This window comes from Micromonospora sp. WMMD1076, assembly GCF_029581475.1.
Taxonomy (GTDB): Bacteria; Actinomycetota; Actinomycetes; order Mycobacteriales; family Micromonosporaceae; genus Micromonospora; species Micromonospora aurantiaca.
Genome location: NZ_CP120862.1, coordinates 5,708,056 through 5,727,930, shown reverse-complemented (window position 1 = coordinate 5,727,930; position 19,875 = coordinate 5,708,056). Strand labels below are relative to the sequence as shown.

The window sequence follows — 19,875 nt, the reverse complement described above, 5'->3', positions numbered from 1 at the left end:
CGGTGACCCGGCCGGCCCGCGGGCGCCTGGCCCGTTACGGATTCGCCGAGGGCGACGGCGCCACCCGCGCCGCGGACCTGCTCGGCCCGGACGGGCTCGCCCTGTGGCGGCCGGACACCCAGGAACCCGCCGGCGAACACGCCGCCGAGATGCTCGCCGCGCTGTCCCGCGCCGCCGACCCGGACCTGGCCCTGCGTCAGCTGCACCGGCTGGTCGAGTCCGAGCGGCGTTCCGGCGACGAGGTGGCCGTACGCGACGCCCTGGCCGCCGACCCCGGGCTGCGCCGCCGGCTGGTCGCGGTGCTCGGCGCCTCGTCCGCGCTCGGCGACCACCTGGTCGCCAACCCCGGGCAGTGGGCCGCGCTGGCGACCGAGCCGGACGGGCTCGCCCCCACCGCTGAAGGGCGGCTCGACCTCGGCGTCGCCGCCCGGCTCACCACCGTCACCGGCGCGGTTCCGCTGCTGCGGCAGGCGTACCGGCTCGCACTGCTGCGGGTCGCGGCGGCCGACCTGACCGGCGGGCGCGGCCTGGAGCAGACCATGGCGGCGCTGTCCGGGCTGGCCGACGCCACGCTGGCCGCCGCCCACGACATCGCCGCCGATGAGCTGCCCGAGGGCACCCCGCGCCCCCGGCTGGCAGTGGTGGCGATGGGCAAGTGCGGTGGCGACGAGCTGAACTACGTCTCGGACGTCGACGTCATCTTCGTCTCCGCCACCGACGACGACCTGCCCGCCGCGACCCAGATCGCCACCCGGCTGATCCAGATCTGCGGGCTGGTGGCCTGGCCGGTCGACGCGGCGCTGCGACCCGAGGGCAACCGGGGCCCGCTGGTCCGCACGCTCGCCAGCCACCTCGCCTACTACAAGCGCTGGGCCCGCACCTGGGAGTTCCAGGCGCTGCTCAAGGCCCGCCCGGCCGCCGGTGACCTGGAGCTGGCCAAGGAGTGGATCGACGCGCTGGCCCCGCTCGTGTGGACCGCCGCCGAACGCCCCGAGGCGGTCGAGGACGTCCGGTCCATGCGCCGCAAGATCCTCGACAACGTGCCGGCGAAGGAGCTGGAACGCGAGATCAAGCGCGGCCCGGGCGGGCTGCGTGACATCGAGTTCGCCGTCCAGCTGCTCCAGCTCGTGCACGGGCGGGGCGACGAGTCGCTGCGCGTGCCCGGCACCGTGCCGGCGCTGCGCGCGCTCGTCGCCGGCGGCTACGTGGGCCGCGCCGACGGGGAGGCGCTGCTGCGCGGCTACCGCTTCCTGCGCGCCGTCGAGCACCGGCTCCAGCTCCAGGCCCTGCGCCGCACCCACACCGTGCCGACCGAACCGGCCGCGCTGCGCTGGCTCGCCGCCGCGCTCGGCTACGCGGCCACGCCGGGCCGCAGCGCCGTCGAGGAGTTCCGCGCCGAGTGGGTCACCCATGCCACCGAGGTACGCCGGCTGCACGCCAAACTGCTCTACCGGCCGCTGCTGGAATCCGTGGCCCGGGTGCCGGCCGAGGGTCTGCGCCTCACGCCCGAGGCGGCCCGGCACCGGCTGGAGGTGCTCGGCTTCGCCGACCCGGCCGGCGCGCTGCGGCACCTCCAGGCGCTCACCGGCGGGGTCAGCCGGACCGCCGCCATCCAGCGCACGCTGCTGCCGGTGCTGCTCGACGAGTTCGCCGACGCCCCCGAGCCGGACCGCGGCCTGCTCAACTACCGGCAGGTGTCGGACAAGCTCGGCAGCACCCCGTGGTACCTGCGCCTGCTGCGCGACTCCGGCCCGGTGGCGCGCCGGCTGGCCCGGGTGCTGTCCTCGTCCCGGTACGCGGCCGACATGCTGGCCCGCGAACCGGAGGCGCTGCGGCTGCTCGCCGAGGACGGCGAGCTGACCCCGCGTCCACGGGAGACGCTCGTCGAGGGGTTCGCCGCGGCTGCCGCCCGCCACGACGACCCGGTGGAGGCGATCCGGGCGGTCCGGGCGCTGCGCCGCCGGGAACTGGTCCGGATCGCCGCCGCCGACGTGCTCAGCCGCGCCGGCTCGCTCGCCCCGCTCACCCCGCGCCCGGTCGGCGGCGGGGAACGCCGGCCCACAGTGGTGGACGTGACGGCTGTCGGCACCGCCTTGTCGCACGTCGCCGACGCCACGCTGGCGGCCGCGCTGCGCGCCGCCCGTACCGTCCACCCCGGACCGCCCGGCCTGCGCTTCGCGGTGATCGGCATGGGCCGGCTCGGCGGGTACGAGTCGAACTATCTCTCCGACGCCGACGTGCTGTTCGTCCACGACCCGCCGCCCGGGGTGGAGGAGAGCGCGGCGAGCGCCGCAGCGCACGCCATCGCCGAGGAGCTGCGCCGGCTGCTGTCCGCGCCCGCCCCCGACCCGCCGCTGGGCGTCGACGCCGACCTTCGCCCCGAGGGCCGGCAGGGCCCGCTGGTGCGCAGCCTGGCCGCGTACGCCCAGTACTACGCGCGCTGGTCCCGCGTGTGGGAGGCGCAGGCGCTGCTGCGCGCCCGGTTCGTCTGCGGCGACGCCGACCTGGGCGCCGAGTTCGAGGCCATGATCGAGCCGGTGCGCTACCCGGCCGAGGGGCTGAGCCGCGAGCAGGTGGTCGAGATCCGCCGGATCAAGGCGCGGGTGGAGACCGAGCGGCTGCCCCGCGGCGCCGACCCGGCCACCCACACCAAGCTGGGCCGGGGCGGGCTGGCCGACGTCGAGTGGGCGGTGCAGTTGCTCCAGCTCCGGTACGCCGGTCAGGTGCCCGCCCTGCGCGGCACCCGTACGCTCGACGCTCTCGCCGCCGCCCGCGACGCCGGTCTGCTCGACCCGTCCGACGCCGCCGAGCTGGCCGCCGGCTGGACGCTCGCGGCCGAGGTGCGCGACGCGCTGATGCTGGTACGCGGCCGGGCCGGCGACCAGTTGCCCCGGCACGGGGTGGAGCTGGCCGGTGTGGTGCGGTTGCTGGGGCGAGAGGACCAGGGCGAGTTCCTCGACGAGTACCTGCGCACCGGCCGCCACTCCCGCACGGTCGTCCAGCAAATCCTGGAGTCCCCGCTGTAGCCCCCTCCCGCCCCGCCCCACTCTCGGCGCAGATCTTGCACTCATGGCCCCGGCGAAAGGGCCATTTCCGGCTAACGAGCGGCCACAAGTGCAAGATCGACGGGACAGGTGGGCGGGGGCGGGTGGGTCAGCTTGTGAGGGTGTAGGTGCCCTTCCGGGGGACTGTCACCGTGGTCCATCTGCCGCTCGGTGTGACTGTGGCGCCGTTGGAGGCGGTCAGCCAGCGGTCGTGGCGTACCCGGACCGGGACCGGGCCGGCGGCGGAGGCGCGGAACGTGATCGAGGCGCCGTCCTGGCGGACCAGCTCACCCGGTGCGCCGACCAGCGGCGTGGGCTCGGCGACGGCGTACAGCTTCCAGTGCCGGTCCGACCAGACCTCGGTCAGGTACGGCTGGCCCGCCTCCACCAGCTTCGCCTCCGACGCCCCCACCCAGGAGAACTCGGCGTCGGGCACCGCCACGTACTGCACCGCGTTGTCGGCCAGCCAGTCCCGGTAGGTGATCGGGGTCAGCGGGATGCCGGTGCCGTCCGCGCCGGGCACGGTGGTGAAGAACAGCGCGTTGCGGTCGATGTCGGCCTGCCGCAGCCAGCCCCGGGCGAGCGGCACGTCGCCCATGTGGGCCGCCTCCCAGTAGTTGCGGGTCGGCGGCACCTCCACTCGCCCGGTGAGCCCGCGCCGGGCCAGCTCCGCGCGCAGCGGCGCGAAGTACGCCGGGTCGGCCGTCGGGTCGTCGGCGCTGCGCAGGTCGGCGGTGACCACCGGCGGCTGCCACCAGCAGACCACCGCCAGCAGCGCGGCCAGCCCGACCGCGCCGACGACCTTGGAGCGCCGACCGGCGGCGCGCAGCCGATCGGACAGCGGGGCGGGGAGCGTGGCGGCGGCGGCCAGCACCGGCAGCGCGAACATCACCACCAGGCGGGTGGCGTTCAGCCCGACCGGCGTGTGCAGCAGCGCCGACGCCAGCACCCCGGCCGCGGACAGCAGCGCGCCCACCCGCACCGGCCGGTACGCCACGAGAGCCGCCACCACGAGGCTCGTCACCACGGCGTGCACGGTGTCGGCAGTGCTGATGTTCATCCAGCCGCCCTCGCCGAACAGCAGCCCGGTCACTGCCAGCGGCACGGCGGCCGGTACGGCGAGCAGCAGGCCGTCGGCGTACCGGCGGGTCAGCAGCAGCGCGACGCCGGCGAGCCCGACGAACAGCCCGGCCACCGGGCTGGCCGCCGAGGCGAGCAGCGCGGCGGCGGCAGCGGCGACTGCTGCCCCGACGCTCCGGCCACCACCGGCAGCGCCGGGACCGGCCGGCCCGGCAGCGGCACCGCCAGGACCGGCCGGCTCGGTAGCCGATCCAGCCGCACCGGCGACGGCGCCGCCCGGGCCGGCCGGCGCACCGGCGGCGAGGCGGGTGCGGCGGGCGGGAACGGTGAGCGCCAGCAGCGCGGCCAGGCCGAACGCGACGCCGAGGGCGTACGTGACCCGGCCGGAGACCAGATTGCCGGCGATCGTGACCACGCCCACCAGGCTGCCGAGCAGCGGACGGGGCACCCGGGTCCGCACCAGCAGGGCGGCGAACGCGGTGGCGGAGGCGAGCAGGGCGAGCGCGCCGGTGACGCGTACCCCGAGCAGTGCCATCAGCGGCGGCGAGACGAGGCTGTAGCCCCACGGGTGCACGCCGCCGTACCAGCGCAGGTCGACCAGGGCGGCCCCGTGCTCGGCGAAGAAGCCGGCGCGGGCGACCTGCGCGGACAGGTCCGAGCCGGTGGCCGGCAGCGTGAGGTAGAGCACGGCGAGGACGAGCGCCGACACGGCGGAGACCGCCATCACCCGACCGCCCCGCATGCCCACCTCCTGATCGCGAACCACCGTACTGGCAGCATGTCGGACGTGCCTCACCACCTCTCGCGCTGGATCGGCCTGGCGGGTTCGGTGCTGCTCGCCGTGGCCGCGTTCCTCGGCGGCGCCCTGCCCGACGGCGAGCTGCGTCCCACCCCGGTCAGCATCTGGCAGGGCCCGAACGGGCCGCTGATCATCGGGTTGTGGCTGGTCGGCACCGCGCTGCTGGCGTGGGCCTGGTGGTCGCTGCGGGACCGGGTGCCGTCGTCCCGGTGGGTGCTGGTCACCGTCGCGCTGTGGCTGCTGCCGATGCTGGTCGCGCCGCCGCTGGGCAGCCGGGACGTGTACGCGTACGCCTGCCAGGGCGCCAGCTTCTCCGCCGGGATCAACCCCTACGAGCAGGGCGTGTCGGCGCTGCCCTGCCCCTGGCTGGACACCATCTCCTACATCTGGCGGGACACACCGGCGCCGTACGGGCCGCTGTTCGTGCTGCTCGCCGGCGCGGTGGTGGAGGCCACCGGGTCGCTGCTCGCCGCCGTCGCGCTGTTCCGGGTGCTCGCAGTGGCCGGGGTGGCGCTCACCGCATGGGCGCTGCCGGTGCTGGCCCGCCGCTGCGGGGTGCCGCCGCGGCGGGCGCTCTGGCTGGCGCTGGCGAGCCCGCTGGTGCCCGTGCACCTGGTGTCCGGCGCGCACAACGACGCGCTGATGATCGGCCTGCTGGTGGCCGGGCTGGCGGTGGTGGCGGCCCGTCCGGGCCGGCCCGGACCGCTGCTCGCCGGTGGTGCGCTGCTCGGACTGGCCGCCGCCGTCAAGATCACCGCGCTGGTCGTGATGCCGTTCGCCGCGCTGGCCGCGATCGTCGGGGCGTACCGGATCAGGACGCTGGTGCGCGACGGCGGGTGGGTGGTCGGCGGCTCGCTCGCCGCGCTCGCCGCCGCGACCCTCGCCTCCGGCCTGGGGCTGGGGTTCGTCGGCGGGCTGGAACAGGGCGGGCTGGTGGTGGCCTGGACCTCGCCGCCGACGGCGGTGGGGCAGACCGTCGGCTACCTGCTGGCGCCGTTCGGCGTGCACGTCGACGCGCTGCCGGTGACCCGGGCGATCGGCATGGTGGTGCTGGTCGCCGTGCTGATCTGGCTCTGGTTCCGGTCGTTCCGTCGCGGCGAGCCGTTCTGGCACGCCGGGCTGGCGCTCACCGCCACAGTCGCACTGTCCCCGCTGTTCCACCCGTGGTACTGGCTGTGGCCGCTGGCGGTGCTCGCCGCCACCGCGCACCGCACGCTGTGGTTCTCGATCGTCACAGTGGTGTCGTCGTTCCTGGTGCTGGCCGACGGCACCGGTCTACCCCGGTACACCAAGATGCCCGGTGCGCCGCTGATGACCCTGTTCGTGATCGCGGTGGTCGTGTGGTTGGTACGGTCGGCTCGCAAGGGCCGGCAGCCGGTTCCCGTGGACTGAGGAGTGTGCCGGTGAGCGAGCCCGACGGACCCGTCCGGCCGATCGCCGCCGGTCTCGCCCGCCACACCGGCCTCGCCGGTGCCGCGCTGCTCACAGTCGCCGGATGGCTCGGCGGCGCGCTACCAGGCACGCCCCCGCGCGGCACGCTCGCCGCGATCTGGTCCGCGCCGCACGGGCCGGTGACGCTCGGCTGCTGGCTGGCCGGAACGCTGCTGCTGGTGGGAGCCTGGTGGTCGCTGCGGTGGGGCGCGCCGTCCGGCCGGTGGGCGTACGTGACCGCCGGGCTCTGGTCGCTGCCGCTGCTCGCCGCGCCGCCGATCGGCAGCCGCGACGTCTACTCGTACGCCTGCCAGGGCTGGACGTGGACGCAGGGGCTCAGCCCGTACCGGGTGGGTGTCGCCGCGGCCGGCTGCCCGTGGACCGACTCGGTGTCGCCGATCTGGCGGGACACCCCGGCGCCGTACGGGCCGTTCTTCGTCCTGCTGGCCGGGCTCGCCGTCCTCGCCGGTGGCGGCCTGATCGGGACGATCGTGGCGCTGCGGCTGGTCGCGGTGGCCGGGGTGCTGCTGGCCGCGCTCTGCCTGCCCGGCCTGGCCCGCGCCGCCGGGGTGCCCACCCGCCGGGCCGCCTGGCTGGTGCTCGCCTGCCCGCTGGTCGGGATCCACCTGGTGGCGGGCGCGCACAACGACGCGCTCGCGCTCGGTCTGCTCCTGCTCGGCCTGCTGGTGCTGGTGCGCCTGCCGGGCAAGCCGCGCGCGCTGCTGGTGGCCGGGGTGCTGCTGGGCCTGGCCGTCGCGGTGAAGTCGGTCGCGGTCGTGGCGCTGCCGTTCGCCGCGCTCGCCGCCGTGCTCGGCCGCTACACCTGGCGGGCGCTGCTGCGCGACGGCGGGCAGTTGGCCGCGTCGGTGCTCGGCACGCTGCTGGTCGTGTCGCTCGCCACCGGCCTCGGGCTGGGCTGGGTGGAGGGGCTCGGCCACAGCGGCGACTCGCAGCAGTGGACCTCTCCGCCCACAGCCGTCGGCTTCGTGATCGACTACGCCGGTGAGCTGGCCGGGCAGCGGCCCGCGGCGGTGCCGGTGGCCCGTACGGTCGCGCTGGTGCTGCTGGCCGTGGCGCTCGTCGCGCTCTGGTGGCGGGCGTGGACGGCGCTGCGGCGGCTCAACGACGCCCGGCAGCGGGTGGCCCGGATGACGCTGGCCCGCCCCCGGGTGGCGCTGCTCGGCGCGGGCCTGGCGCTCGCCGCCACGGTGCTGCTCGCCCCGGTCTTCCACCCCTGGTACGCGGTCTGGCCGCTGACAGTGCTCGCGGTCGCGGCGGTGCCGCTGGCCCGGCAGGTCTGGTTCGTGGCGCCCTGCGCGGTGGCCTCGCTGCTCACCCTGCCGGACGGATCCAACCTGGCCCGGTTCAGCAAGGCGCCGGGCGCGGTGCTGATGACGGTGCTGGTGCTGGTCGTGGCGGTGACCGGCGTCCGGGCCGCGTCGCGCCGACGGGTCGCGTAGACGGCCGGGCCGGCTCCGCCATCGCGGAGCCGGCCCGGCCGGTGCTGACGAGCGTGCTCAGCAGTCGAAGTACATCGCGAACTCGTGCGGGGTCGGGCGCAGGCGCACCGGGTCGACCTCGTTGGCCCGCTTCCAGTCGACCCAGGTGGAGATCAGGTCCGGCGTGAACACGCCGCCGTCGAGCAGGTAGTCGTGGTCGGCCTCGAGCGCGTTGAGCACCTCCGGCAGCGAACCCGGGACCTGCTTGACGTCGCCCCACTCCTCCGGGGGTAGGTCGTAGAGGTCTTTGTCGATCGGGGCGGGCGGCTCGATCTTGTTCTTGATGCCGTCGAGGCCGGCCATCATCATGGCGGAGAAGGCCAGGTACGGGTTGCTGGACGGGTCCGGCACCCGGAACTCGACGCGCTTGGCCTTGGGGTTGCTGCCGGTGACCGGGATGCGGGTGCAGGCGGAGCGGTTGCGCTGGGAGTAGACCAGGTTCACCGGCGCCTCGAAGCCCGGCACCAGACGACGGTAGGAGTTCACCGTCGGGTTGGTGAAGGCCAGCAGCGACGGGGCGTGGTGCAGGAGGCCGCCGATGTACCAGCGGGCGGTGTCGGACAGGCCGGCGTAGCCGGTCTCGTCGTAGAACAGCGGTTCGCCGCCGCGCCAGAGGCTCTGGTGGGTGTGCATGCCGGAGCCGTTGTCACCGAACAGCGGCTTGGGCATGAACGTGGCGGTCTTGCCGGCGGCCCAGGTCTCGTTCTTGACGATGTACTTGAACAGCTGGAGCTGGTCGGCGGCGTGCAGCAGCGTCGAGAACCTGTAGTTGATCTCCGACTGGCCGGCGGTGCCGACCTCGTGGTGCGAGCGCTCGACGGTGAAGCCGCCGTCGACGAGGCGCCGCACGATCCGGTCGCGCAGGTCGGCGTAGTGGTCGACCGGCGGCACCGGGAAGTAGCCGCCCTTGTAGGCGGTCTTGTAGCCGCGGTTGCCGCCGTCCTCGATCCGGCCGGTGTTCCAGGCGCCTTCGATCGAGTCGATGTAGTAGAACGACTGGTGCGCGGAGGTTTCGTGGCGGATGGAGTCGAAGATGTAGAACTCCGCCTCGGCGCCGAAGTAGGCGGTGTCGGCGATGCCGCTGGCGGCGAGGTACGCCTCGGCCTTCTTCGCGACGTTGCGGGGGTCGCGGGAGTACGCCTCGCGGGTGAACGGGTCGTGGATGAAGAAGTTGAGTGCGAGCGTCTTCTGGGCCCGGAACGGGTCGATGAAGGCGGTGGCGACGTCCGGTAGCAGGAGCATGTCGGACTCGTGGATGGCCTGGAAGCCGCGGATCGAGGATCCGTCGAAGGCGAGGCCGTCGGTGAAGACGCTGTCGTCGAACGACTCGACCGGCAGGTTGAAGTGCTGCATCACGCCGGGCAGGTCACAGAAACGTACGTCGACGAACTTCACGTCCTCGTCGGCGAGGTATCGCAGGAGTTCCTCGGAATTGGCGAACACACGTCCTCCTGGCAGGTCCAGTCCGGTAGCTGGCTACTGGCGACGCTATGGCCGGGGGGTTGCCCGGCCGTGTCTCGTCTGTTTCCGCCGTGTTACGTCGCTCGCGGAGCGTCATCCCGGCACACTCTGGTGCCGAATGTCGTATTTTTCGGCAGGGGTCGCGGCGGCGCTACCCTGGCCGCTGTGACCGATACCGCCGCCACACCGGTGCCGCCCGCCACCGACCCCGCGTTCACCCCGCCCAGCCTCGGCCGCCGCTTCGGCGCCCTGATCATCGACTGGGTGCTGTGCCTGATGGTCGCCCGGGCCTTCTCCGACCCGGTCCGCGACGGCTGGCCGCCGGTCCTGGTGCTGATCCTGGAGTACTGCTTCTTCATCGGCCTGTTCGCCCAGACCCCCGGCATGTACCTGACCCGGCTGCGCTGCGTGTCCTGGGCCGACGGCGGCCGGATCGGGCTGCTCCGCGGACTGCTGCGCGGATTCCTGCTGGCCCTCGTGGTGCCGGCCCTGCTGATGGACGAGCACCGGCGCGGCCTGCACGACCGGCTCGCCGGGTCGGTCGTCACCGACGCCCCGCGCCGCTGACCCCACACGACGAAGGAGCCGGCCCCGCACGGGACCGGCTCCTTTCGCGTACGCCGGAGGTCAGCGACCCCGGGTCTGCCGGAACGCGCCACGCGCCGGCCGCATGTTCTTCGGGATCGCGCCCTTGGGCATCTGCGGCCGCGCGGTGAGCGCCTTGAGCCGCTTGTCGAGCGCGTTCACGTCCTTCGGGGACAGGGCGCGCGGCAGCCGCATCAGCGTCATCCGCAGCTTGCGGACGGGCAGCTCACCTTCGCCCTGCCCGATCACGTAGTCGTGCAGCGGAGCGGTGCCGATCACCTTCGCCAGGCGGCGCTTCTCCTGGCCGAGCAGGCCGCGTACGCGCTGCGGGTTGCCCTCGGCCAGCAGGATCACGCCCTGCCGGCCCACCACGAGGTGCACCATGTCCATCTGGGTGGTGGAGCTGACCGCCGGGGTGACCCGCCAGTCGCCGCGCATGCTCTCCATGATCTGCGCCGCCGCGCCCGGCTGCCCCTCGGCGGCGTTCATCATCGCCTTGTTCGAGCGCAGGTTGAGCACGATCAGCACGGCCAGCAGGGCGAGCAGGATGCCGATCGGCAACCAGATCCAGCCCCAGGCGATCACCGCGACCACTGTGAGCGCGAGCGGGATCAGCACCGCCGCCGCGGTCAGCGGCGCGAACCACTTGTCCTGCTTGGCGGTGAACCGGAACACCATCCCGATCTGCTTCAGCCGCTGGCCGAACGAGACCTTCTCCTGGGGCTTTGCCATACCGCAGAGTCTAGTGGTCGGCGCGCACCACGTTGATCCGTGGCCGCCCCTGCGCCGAGGGCTGAGTACCTTACCGCCGCGCCGTCCCGAATCGGCCCGCCGGTAAGGAGGCCGGGCGGGCGAAGATCAGGCGGCGTACCCATGCCCCGGGGGCACCTTCGCGCGGAGAGTCGATCTCGACAGGGACGACACCGCACGACAGGGAGATCCGAGATGTTCGGCAACGACGCAGACCTCATCCTCAGCATCCACCGCAGCCACGCCGCCGAGCTGCAGGCCGACGCGGCCCAGGACCGGCTCGCCCGGTCGCTGCCACGCCGGCACCCGCGCGGCTGGCTCAGCCGCCGCCAGCACCAGGCCCGCACCACCGACGCCCGCCGGTGACCGGACCAGCGGCCGTCGCCGGGCTCGTGGGCGCGGCCGGTGTCGTGGGGGAGTTCGCCGGTCCGGCCGTCGCCGGGTCCGTGGGTGCGGCCGGTGTCGTGGGGGAGTTCGCCGGTCCGGCCGTCGCCGGGTCCGTGGGTGCGGCCGGTGTCGTGGGGGAGTTCGCCGGTCCGGCCGTCGCCGGGTCCGTGGGTGCGGCCGGTGTCGTGGGGGAGTTCGCCGGTCCGGCCGTCACGGGGGCGGCCGGACCGGCGGCCGTCCGCGGTCCGATCGGCCCGGTCGGGCCGTCGGAGGGCCGTGGCATGCTCGACGGCGTGACCGTACGCGCTGCCAGCACCGTCCTCGTCGGCCGCCGGCCCGAGCTGGCCGCGCTCGGAGACGCGCTGGCCCGATCCCGGACCGGCGAGCCGGCGACGGTGCTCGTCGGCGGCGAGGCGGGCGTCGGCAAGACCCGGCTGCTGGAGGAGTTCGGCACGCAGGTGGACGCCGCCGGCGCACGCCTGCTCGTCGGCCAGTGCCTGGAGCTGGGCGAGGCGGGCCTGCCGTTCGCCCCGTTCGCCGCCGCGCTGCGCGACGTGCTGCGCCACGACGGGCCGGCCGCCTTCGCCGGCTACGAGGCGGAGTTCGCCCGGCTGCTGCCGGAGCTGGCCCGGATGCCCGCCGGGGTCGCCGCGCCCGCCGGGCCGGCTCTCGCCGACACCCCGCGCGGCTACCTGTTCGACCTGGTCGCCGAGCTGTTCCGGCGGATCGCCGAGGAACGCCCGCTGGTGCTGGTGATCGAGGACCTGCACTGGGCCGACCGGTCCACCCGAGATCTGATCGGCTTCCTGGTGCGGGCCGCCCGCGCCACCCGCCTGCTGGTCGTCTGCACGTACCGCACCGACGAGCTGCACCGCGGGCACCCGCTGCGGCCGTTCCTCGCCGAGCTGGACCGGGTCCGCGGCGTCGACCGGATCGAGCTGGGCCGCCTCGACCGCGACGGCACCGCCGCCGTGCTGGCCGACCTGCTCGGCACCGAGCAGATCGCCCGGACCGTCGACGACGTGCACGAACGCACCCAGGGCAACCCGTTCTTCATCGAGGAACTGGCCGCCGCCGGTGGCCCGGTCGGCTGCGCGGCCATCCCGGAGACGCTGCGTGACCTGCTGCTGGCCCGCGTCGACCGGCTGCCCGAGCCGGCCCAGCGGGTGCTGCGGATCGCCGCCGCCGGGGGCACCCGCTTCGCCCACCAGCTCCTCGCCGAGGTGGCCGGCCTGCCCGAGGCCGAACTGGAGGACGCGCTGCGCGCCGCCGTCGCCGGTCAGCTCGTGGTGGCCGACCCGGACGGCGACTACGAGTTCCGGCACGCGCTGGTCCGCGAGGCCGTGCACGACGACCTGCTGCCCGGCGAGCACGCGCGGCTGCACGCCCGGTACGCCGCGGCGATCGAGGCCCATCCGCACCTGGTCGCCGCCGGTCGCGCGCCGGCCGAGATCGCCCACCACTGGTACGCGGCACACGACCATCCGCGCGCGCTCACCGCCGCCCGGATCGCCGCCGAGGCGGCGGCCGAACGGTACGCGTACGCCGAGCAGAGCCGGCTGCTGGAGCGCGTCCTCGAACTCTGGGAGCAGGTGCCCGACGCCGCCGACCGGCTCGGCATGGACCACCTGCGGGTGCTGGAGGACACGCTCACCGCGGCGGTCACCGCCGGCGACCTCAGCCGGGCACTCACGCTCACCCGGGCCGCGCTGGCCGAGGTCGACTCCGACGCCGAACCCCTGCGCGCCGCCCGCCTGCTCGACCAGCGGGGCCGGCTGTTCGCGCTGCTCGGCAAGAGCGACGGCGCGGCCGAACTGCGCGAGGCGTACCGGCTGGCGGCGGGCGCGCCGCACGGCCCGGAACGGCTCGGCGTGCTCGCCGACATCGCGTCACACCTGATGAAGGTCGACCCTCGGGAGGCCGCCTCGGTCGCCACCGAGGCCGCGGCCGGCGCGTCCGAGATCGGTACCGACCTGGTGCTGCTGCCCACCCGGATCGCCCTGCTGCACCGCATCGACGGCACGCCGGAGCGCGGGCTGGCCGAGCTGCGCCGGGTGGAGGCGCGGGCCCGGGCGGCCGACGACTCGTGGGCCCTGGTCAGCGCCCTGGTCTTCCTCTCCGACGTGCTCCACGAGCTGGGCCGCTACGACGAGTCGGAACAGGCAGCCGCGGCCGGGGTGAGCGAGGCGCGCCGGGTCGGCATCAGCCGCTCGATCGGGGCGTACCTGCTGTCGAACCGCGCCGAGGCGCTGATCGCGCTGGGCCGCTGGGACGAGGCGGACGCCACCTGCGCCGAGGCGGCCCGCATCGACCCGCCCGGCGTGTCCGGGCTGCACTGGCTGCAACTGCGCGCCGGACTCCACCTCGCCCGCGCCCATCCCGGCGCGGACGAGATCGTCGGGCGGGCGCTGGCGTTCCTCGGCCGGCCGTACCTCTGGCCGAACCACCGGCTGCCGCTGCACGAGCTACGCGTGGAGGCGGCGCTCGCCGCCGACGACAAGCCCGAGGCGGTACGCGCGGCGCGCGCCGCCCTGGCCGACGCGCACCTGGCCGACCTGCCCCGCGAGGGCTGGCCGGTGCTGAACGTGCTGGCGCGTACCGCCGCGCTGACCGGAGACGCGACGCTCGCCGCGGAGGTGTCGGCGGTGGCCGCCGCGCTGCCGGTCCGGCACCCGGCTGAGCACGCCCACGCCGCCCACGTCGCCGCGATCCTCGGCGGCACGGTGCCCACCGGTCCCGCCGGCGCGCTCGCCGCGTGGCGGGCGGCCGTGGCGGCGTGGCGGGCGGCCGGGCAGCCGTACCTGCTGGGCCGGGCGCTGCTCGGGCTGGCCGAGGCGGCCGCGGCGGCGGGCGAGCGGGACGAGGTGGCCGCCGCGGTACGAGAGACGGCCGAGCTGGCCGCCCGGCTGGGCGCCGCCCCGCTGGGCGAGCAGGCGGCGACGCTGGCCCGCCGGGTCGGGCTGCGCGGCACCGGGCGACCCGGACCGGACCTGCTGACCCGCCGGGAGCAGGAGGTGTTGCGGCTGGTCGCCGAGGGGCACAGCAACAGCCGGATCGCCGAGCGCCTGTTCATCTCACCGAAGACGGCGAGCGTGCACGTGTCCCGGATCATCGCCAAGCTCGACGTGACCAACCGGGTGGAGGCCGCCGCGCTGGCGCACCGCCTGGGCCTGCTCGACCGGCCGTCACCCGCCCCGGCCCAGCGTCGCGCCAGGTAGCGCGCCGGTCCGGCCCGCGTCGCGCTACCTGGCGCGCCAGGCCGGTCGAGGGTCTGGCGGGTCGAGGGTCTGGCCGGTCGAGGGTCTGGTGGGTCGAGGGTCTGGCGGGTCGAGCGTCAAGCAGTTCGACCGCTAGGCCGGCCGAGCAACGGGCCAGCCGACCCACAGCCGGGCGCCACAGCCGGGCCGGTAGCCGGCCGGGCCTGCGTCAGCGGCGCGGCAGGTAGATCCGCCAGCCGGCCACGGTGACGACGTCGAAGGCCCCCGATTCGGCGCCGAGGCGCTCGTCCAGCCGCGCGGCCAGCGGCGAGCCGGCCGGCGCCACCCATGCCGCGTCCGGGTCGGCGGCCACCTCCCGCCGGTACGCGGGCAGCCTGTCGAAACCGTGGGTCAGGTCGTCGTCGACCACGGCGCAGACCACGTTCTCGCCGGTCGCGTAGGTGAGCCGGTTGCACGTCCAGTAGCCGCCGCGGACGTTCCGGACGTCGAGCGCGCCGAGTGTGTCCACGAGCGACCGGTGCCGGTCGGCTTCGGCGTGCACGGCCGGCGCCATCCGGATCACGTCCACCGTGGCCGCCACGCCGGTGCCGAGCACTCCCGCGAGCACCGCCAGTGCCCCGGTACCCGCCACTCTGGCCCTCGCCCCGGCCGCCCGCTCGCCGGCCGCCCGCTCGCCGGTCGCCTTGATCGACTCCACTTCGGGGAGATCGCGGTATCCACCCTCCTCCGATGCCGCCACTTCGGCGAGCCGGCGTTCGGCGGGTCGGTCCGATGCCGCCACCTCGGCGAGCTGGCGTTCGGCGGGTCGGTCCGATGCCGCCACTTCGGCGAGCTGGCGCTGCCCCGTCAGCCGGTGGGCGGCGAGCGGGCGGGCGGCCTGCCACAGTGGCCAGAGCAGGGCCGGTACGGCGACCGCCAGGCACGACAGGTACCGGCTGCTCTCGATCGGCGTCTGCCCGGCCGCGTTGCTGAGCGCGTACACGGCGAGGATCCCCGCCGCGCCGCCGAGCAGCGCCAGCCGCACCCCGGCCGACACCCGCTCCGCCGAGCGTGGGCCGCCGGAGGCGCGGCGGACGGTGTGCCACGCGGCGAGTGCGGCGAGCACCAGCAGCACCGGGAACGCGACGGCCCACCAGAGCTGCCAGGTGGCGCACCGGCCGGGGGAGCAGAAACCCGACGCCAGCGGCGGCCCGAGGACCAGCGCGCCGTGCAGCCGGTCCGCCCAGTCGGCGGGTGCGCCGGTGCCGCCCGCTGCCAGCACCGCGGTCACCGGGTTGCGGCCGTGCCGGATGCTGTCCACGAGCATCGGCGCCGCGCCCAGCAGCAACGCACCCGTCAGCACCGCCCCGGCCCGGCCGGCCAGCTCCCGCCACCGCCGGGCCACCAGCAGCGCGCCGAGCGTCAGCACGTACGGCAGGATCAGCGGGTCCACCCAGAGCAGCACCCCGGCGATCAGCCCCCAGGCCGCCCAGCGGGGCAGCCGCGCGCCCGCCCCGGTCACGCAGAGCCCGACCGTCAGCAGCGCCAGCGCCGCACCGGCCGGGTTCAGCTCCGGATAGCCGCCACCGGCGATGAGCTGGTTCTTCACCACCCGGTCCGCGCCGAGCGCCAGCACGGCGACGACGAGCAGGGCGTACCAGCGGTCACCGCCGAGCCGCCGGGTCAGCCGCCAGGACAGCAGCAGGAACAACGCGTACAGCGCCAGCGTGGGCAGCCGCAGCACGAGCACCGACGGCCCGGCCAGCGCGACCAGCGGCGCGGCCAGGTACGCCTCCAGCGTGCCCATGTACGCCTGGCCGTAGAACCAGACCGGGAAGCCGTCGCCGCGGGCGATGTGCAGGGCGGCCAGCCCCATCGTCGCCTCGTCGCTGTTAGTGGGCGGCACGTCGGCGAACAGCAGCGCCAACCGGTAGCCCACACCGGCGAACCCGACGAGCAGGGCGAGCAGCGTCGGCAACGGCAGCCGCCGGGGCGTACGAGGGCGCACGGCTTCGCGTGGCTCCTCGCGTACCCCGGCGGTCATGCCTGTGATCATGGCATCCGGCAGGCGGCCGGCGGTGGGTGACGCGGTGGCCGGCCGGCCTCAGCCGGCGACGGTGACCTCCCGGCGGGCGTCGAGCGCCTGCTGGTAAAGGCGGCCCGCGCGGTACGACGAGCGGACCAGGGGACCGCTCATCACGCCCGCGAAGCCGATCTCCTCGGCCTCCTCGCGCAGCTCGACGAACTCCTCCGGCTTGACCCAGCGGGTCACCGGGTGGTGCCGGGGGGAGGGGCGCAGGTACTGCGTGATGGTGATCAGCTCGCAGCCCGCCTCGTGCAGGTCCCGCAGCGCCTGGGACACCTCGGCGCGCTCCTCGCCCATGCCGAGGATCAGGTTGCTCTTGGTGACCAGGCCGTCGGCCCGCGCCTGGCGGATCACGTCCAGCGAACGCTCGTAGCGGAACGCAGGGCGGATCCGCTTGAAGATGCGCGGCACCGTCTCCACGTTGTGGGCCAGCACCTCGGGCCGCGAGCCGAAGACCTCGGCGAGCTGCTCGGGCACGGCGTTGAAGTCGGGGATCAGCAGCTCGACACCGCAGCCGGACTGAAGCGCGTGGATCTGCCGGACCGTCTCGGCGTAGAGCCAGGCCCCGCCGTCGGGCAGGTCGTCGCGGGCGACACCGGTGATGGTCGCGTAGCGCAGGCCCATCGCGGCGACCGACTCGGCGACGCGCCGCGGCTCGTCGGCGTCGAACTCGGCCGGCTTGCCGGTGTCGATCTGGCAGAAGTCGCAGCGCCGGGTGCACTGGTCACCACCGATGAGGAAGGTGGCCTCCCGGTCCTCCCAGCACTCGTAGATGTTGGGGCAGCCGGCCTCCTGGCACACGGTGTGCAGCCCTTCGCGCGAGACGAGCCCGCGCAACTGGGTGTACTCCGGGCCCATCTTGGCCTTGACCTTGATCCACGGCGGCTTGCGCTCGATCGGCGTCTCGGCGTTGCGCGCCTCGATCCGCAGCATCCGCCGCCCCTCCGGGGCGGCGGTCGCGGTGCGCGCTGGCTGCTCAGTCGTCGGCGCGGATTGCTCGATCGTCACAAAACCGAGCGTACGCCGGTCGGCGCCGGTCGATGAACGAGGGCGACGGCCGTCACGCCGGAATGGCTGTGACACCGGACACCGGGGGCGAAAAAACCCGGTCACAGTGCGGCACGCGTGGTGTTAGCGTGCCGGGCAGAGCTGTGACGGAGCCGAGTAACGGGCCGATCCGCCAGTCGAGAGAGCCGCCGGTTGCTGTGAGGCGGTCTGGCGCCGGACCGCGAAGACCCTCCCGAGCTGCGGGAAGAACGGCGTTTCGCGCCCAGTAGAGCCCGCCCGGCCGGCCCCGGTGAAAAGGCGACGAACGAGGCTCCCGCCCAGGCGGGGGCGAAGGTGTGGTGGCACCGCGAGGTTCCCGCTCGCCCACACCTCCCTGGGGATCGCGTTGCGATTGGTCAAGGAGGTAGTCGTCGTGCAACGCATCCTGTCCACAGAACTCCCCGCCCGTGTGGGCGCCACAGTGCGGCTCGCCGGCTGGGTCCACCGCCGCCGGCTGCTCAAGTCGGTGGCCTTCCTGATCGTCCGGGACGCCGCCGGGCTCGCCCAGGTGGTGGTCGCCGCGCCCGCCGTGCGGGAGCAGGTCGAGGCGCTCACCGAGGAGACTGTCGTCGAGGTGGTCGGCACCGTGGTCGCGAACGCCACCGCGCCCGCCGGGGTCGAGGTCGTCGAGCCGACGGTACGTCCGCTCGGGCCGCCCGCCGTCCCGCCCCCGTTCGACCTGTACCGGCCGGTGCTCACCGCCACCCTGCCCACCCAGCTCGACCACGCGCCGGTCGCGCTCCGGCACCCGGTCCGCTCCGCCGCGCTGCGGATCTCGGCGGCGGCCGTGTCCGGCTTCCGGGCCACGCTCGACGGGCGGGGCTTCGTCGAGGTGCACACGCCGAAGGTGGTCGCGTCGTCCACCGAGAGCGGCGCGAACGTGTTCGCGCTGGACTGGTTCGGACGGCCCGCCTACCTGGCCCAGTCGCCGCAGTTCTACAAGCAGCTCATGGTCGGCGTCTTCGAGCGGGTGTACGAGGTGGGGCCGGTGTTCCGCGCCGAACCGCACGACACGGTGCGCCACCTGGCCCAGTACACGTCGCTCGACGTGGAGCTGGGCTTCGTGGCCGACCACCGGGACGTGATGGCGGTGCTGCGGGACACCCTGGCCGGGATGGTGGCGACCGTCGGCGACCGGGCCGGTGGCCCGCTGGCGACGCTCGGCGTGACGGTGCCGGAGGTGCCGGCCGAGATCCCGGCTGTGCACTTCACCGACGCGCTGAAGATCGCCGGAGCGCCGGCCGACGAACCCGACCTGGCGCCGGCGCACGAGCGGGCGCTGGGGGAGTGGGCGCGCCGCGAGTACGGAAGCGACTTCCTCTTCGTCACCGGGTACCCGATGGCGAAACGCCCGTTCTACACCCACCCGGACCCGGCCCGGCCCGCGTACTCCAATGGTTTCGACCTGCTGTTCCGGGGCGTGGAGCTGGTGACCGGCGGGCAGCGGCTGCACCGGCACGCCGACTACCTGGCCGCCCTGGCGGCGCGCGGCGAGCCGGTGGAGCCGTACGCCGGGTACGTGGACGCGTTCCGGCACGGCATGCCGCCGCACGGCGGTTTCGCGATCGGGCTGGAGCGGTTCGTCGCGCGGCTGACCGGCGCGGCGAACGTCCGCGAGGTGACCGCCTTCCCGCGCGACCTGCACCGTCTCACGCCCTGACGGCGGCGGCCGGCGCGGCTTGCTCCGTGCCGGCCCCGGCGGCGAGGTGGTCCGGCGGGCGTACGACCACCCAGCGCTTGGGACGGCCGTCGTTCGTCAGCGACGGCTTGTCCTCGGCCAGCTCGAACCCGAGCACCTCGGTGAAGAAGACGATCGCCGGGTCGTACTCGGCCACGACGAGCGTGACCAGGTCGAGCCGCACCCTGCTCAGACCTGCGTCAGCGTCGGCAGGTGCCGCTGGACCACCGGCAGCACGTCGGCCACGGTGATCGGCCGGCCCAGCTCGGCGGTCAGCGAGGTGACCCCGGCGTCGCGGATGCCGCAGGGCACGATCCGGTCGAAGAAGCCCAGGTCGCAGTCGCAGTTGACGGAGAAGCCGTGCAGCGTGACGCCGCGCGCCACCCGGATGCCGATGGCGGCCACCTTGCGGGCCGGGCCCCGGTCGTCCTCCGGCACCCACACGCCGCTGCGCCCCTCGACCCGGCCGGCGGCCAGCCCGAACTCGGCGCAGACGTCGATCAGGAGCTGCTCGGTGCGCCGGACGTACGCGACCACGTCGACCGGGTCGGGCAGCCGGACGATCGGGTAGCCGACGAGCTGCCCCGGACCGTGCCAGGTGATCTTCCCGCCGCGGTCCACGTCCACCACCGGGGTGCCGTCCATCGGCCGGTCCCACGGCTCGGTGCGCTTGCCGGCGGTGTAGACGCTGGGGTGCTCCAGCAGCAGTACGGTGTCGCCCTGCTCGCCGGCCACCACCGCCTCGTGCAGCCGGCGTTGCTCGTCCCAGGCGGCCTGGTAGTCGAGCAGGCCGGCGCGGACGGCGGTCAGCCCGGAAGTCGTCACGCTCAC

General features: G+C 74.9%; 13 protein-coding genes and 1 pseudogene. 7 read left to right on the top strand and 7 right to left on the bottom strand.

Annotation, left to right across the window (positions count from 1 at the left end; all coding sequences use genetic code 11):
• Positions 1 to 2: 2 nt before the first annotated feature.
• Positions 3 to 3,026 (top strand): bifunctional [glutamine synthetase] adenylyltransferase/[glutamine synthetase]-adenylyl-L-tyrosine phosphorylase, encoded by a 3,024-nt coding sequence (locus O7622_RS25720; protein WP_282310726.1) that lies wholly within the window; start codon positions 3 to 5, stop codon positions 3,024 to 3,026.
• 127 nt (positions 3,027 to 3,153) lie between these two features.
• On the opposite strand, the gene O7622_RS25715 is transcribed toward O7622_RS25720, so the two are convergent.
• Positions 3,154 to 4,866: a hypothetical protein gene (locus tag O7622_RS25715; RefSeq protein WP_282310725.1), complete on the bottom strand. Its 1,713-nt coding sequence runs from the start codon at positions 4,864 to 4,866 to the stop codon at positions 3,154 to 3,156.
• Positions 4,867 to 4,911: 45 nt separating this feature from the next.
• Here O7622_RS25715 and mptB (O7622_RS25710) point away from each other — a divergent pair, with 45 nt between their 5' ends.
• Positions 4,912 to 6,315 carry a polyprenol phosphomannose-dependent alpha 1,6 mannosyltransferase MptB gene (gene mptB / locus O7622_RS25710; RefSeq protein ID WP_282314227.1) on the top strand — a complete coding sequence of 468 codons (1,404 nt, stop codon included), beginning with the start codon at positions 4,912 to 4,914 and terminating at the stop codon, positions 6,313 to 6,315.
• 11 nt (positions 6,316 to 6,326) lie between these two features.
• Entirely contained in the window at positions 6,327 to 7,814 is a 1,488-nt protein-coding gene (mptB, locus tag O7622_RS25705; protein WP_282310724.1) for a polyprenol phosphomannose-dependent alpha 1,6 mannosyltransferase MptB, read from the top strand.
• A 57-nt stretch (positions 7,815 to 7,871) separates the two neighbouring features.
• Here mptB (O7622_RS25705) and glnA read toward each other — a convergent pair whose 3' ends face one another.
• A complete protein-coding gene (glnA, locus tag O7622_RS25700) occupies positions 7,872 to 9,296 on the bottom strand; it encodes a type I glutamate--ammonia ligase (protein ID WP_282310723.1) in 1,425 nt (474 codons plus the stop codon).
• A gap of 207 nt (positions 9,297 to 9,503) precedes the next feature.
• On the opposite strand from glnA, the gene O7622_RS25695 reads away from it, so the two are divergent.
• Entirely contained in the window at positions 9,504 to 9,881 is a 378-nt protein-coding gene (locus tag O7622_RS25695) for an RDD family protein (RefSeq protein WP_282314226.1), read from the top strand.
• Positions 9,882 to 9,941: 60 nt separating this feature from the next.
• Here the strand turns inward: O7622_RS25695 and O7622_RS25690 are convergent, their stop codons facing one another.
• A complete protein-coding gene (locus O7622_RS25690) occupies positions 9,942 to 10,631 on the bottom strand; it encodes a DUF4191 domain-containing protein (RefSeq protein WP_013287747.1) in 690 nt (229 codons plus the stop codon).
• A gap of 213 nt (positions 10,632 to 10,844) precedes the next feature.
• Between O7622_RS25690 and O7622_RS25685 the strand changes: the two genes are divergently transcribed.
• Together O7622_RS25685 and O7622_RS25680 are read left to right on the top strand one after the other, a co-directional pair.
• The gene (locus O7622_RS25685) at positions 10,845 to 11,015 is read left to right on the top strand and encodes a hypothetical protein (protein WP_282310722.1); all 171 of its coding nucleotides are present in this window, start codon (positions 10,845 to 10,847) and stop codon (positions 11,013 to 11,015) included.
• Positions 11,012 to 14,254 carry an AAA family ATPase gene (locus tag O7622_RS25680; protein ID WP_282310721.1) on the top strand — a complete coding sequence of 1,081 codons (3,243 nt, stop codon included), beginning with the start codon at positions 11,012 to 11,014 and terminating at the stop codon, positions 14,252 to 14,254. Before O7622_RS25685 ends, O7622_RS25680 begins: the two co-directional genes overlap by 4 nt.
• Before the next feature lie 208 nt (positions 14,255 to 14,462).
• Here O7622_RS25680 and O7622_RS25675 read toward each other — a convergent pair whose 3' ends face one another.
• Both O7622_RS25675 and lipA read right to left on the bottom strand, forming a co-directional pair.
• On the bottom strand, positions 14,463 to 16,277 hold the full coding sequence (locus O7622_RS25675) for a DUF423 domain-containing protein (protein WP_282310720.1): 1,815 nt from the start codon (positions 16,275 to 16,277) through the stop codon (positions 14,463 to 14,465).
• A gap of 60 nt (positions 16,278 to 16,337) precedes the next feature.
• A complete protein-coding gene (gene lipA / locus O7622_RS25670; RefSeq protein ID WP_282310719.1) occupies positions 16,338 to 17,327 on the bottom strand; it encodes a lipoyl synthase in 990 nt (329 codons plus the stop codon).
• A gap of 412 nt (positions 17,328 to 17,739) precedes the next feature.
• Between lipA and aspS the strand changes: the two genes are divergently transcribed.
• Positions 17,740 to 19,026 carry an aspartate--tRNA(Asn) ligase gene (gene aspS, locus O7622_RS25665; RefSeq protein ID WP_282310718.1) on the top strand — a complete coding sequence of 429 codons (1,287 nt, stop codon included), beginning with the start codon at positions 17,740 to 17,742 and terminating at the stop codon, positions 19,024 to 19,026.
• 52 nt (positions 19,027 to 19,078) lie between these two features.
• Here the strand turns inward: aspS and O7622_RS25660 are convergent.
• Positions 19,079 to 19,228 (bottom strand): annotated as a pseudogene (locus O7622_RS25660) (VOC family protein); the annotation flags it as partial.
• Positions 19,229 to 19,233: 5 nt separating this feature from the next.
• A complete protein-coding gene (gene lipB, locus O7622_RS25655; RefSeq protein WP_282310717.1) occupies positions 19,234 to 19,875 on the bottom strand; it encodes a lipoyl(octanoyl) transferase LipB in 642 nt (213 codons plus the stop codon).

Bases quoted from the DNA above. Each gene is read 5' to 3' on its own strand.
- O7622_RS25675 (WP_282310720.1), bottom strand. From the start codon at position 16,277: ATGACCGCCGGGGTACGCGAGGAGCCACGCGAAGCCGTGCGCCCTCGT.
- O7622_RS25685 (WP_282310722.1), top strand. From the start codon at position 10,845: ATGTTCGGCAACGACGCAGACCTCATCCTCAGCATCCACCGCAGCCAC.
- O7622_RS25715 (WP_282310725.1), bottom strand. From the start codon at position 4,866: ATGCGGGGCGGTCGGGTGATGGCGGTCTCCGCCGTGTCGGCGCTCGTC.
- O7622_RS25690 (WP_013287747.1), bottom strand. From the start codon at position 10,631: ATGGCAAAGCCCCAGGAGAAGGTCTCGTTCGGCCAGCGGCTGAAGCAG.